Here is a 281-nt window from a genome sequence, read left to right on the forward strand (position 1 = left end):
GATTGCAACTTTATTGTAACTTACTAATGGACGCCATATATTTAGTAGGAGTCTATTATGGCTTGACGCAACAAGCGTATGGTGAAATAAATAATCTTCATCTACTGGAAGCTTCCCTTCCGCCCATTGTTCCTTGGATTGCTGAATAAATGTCTCAAGCTCTTTCAATTGATCATTTGTCATTCTAGAACATGCTAATCGAACTGCCTCTACCTCAATAATTTTTCTAGTTTCCTTAACATCTTGTCTCGCCTTACTGTCACGTAGAAAGAATCCCGCTA

General features: G+C 38.1%; 1 protein-coding gene. It reads right to left on the reverse strand.

Annotated features, from left to right (window positions below; all coding sequences use genetic code 11):
• A partial coding sequence (locus AOA60_RS23855) for a FadR/GntR family transcriptional regulator (protein ID WP_143522544.1) occupies positions 1-281 on the reverse strand: 281 nt, incomplete at both ends.

Source organism: Pseudomonas sp. 2822-17 (assembly GCF_002742485.1).
GTDB classification, from domain to species: domain Bacteria; phylum Pseudomonadota; class Gammaproteobacteria; order Pseudomonadales; family Pseudomonadaceae; genus Aquipseudomonas; species Aquipseudomonas cyclaminis.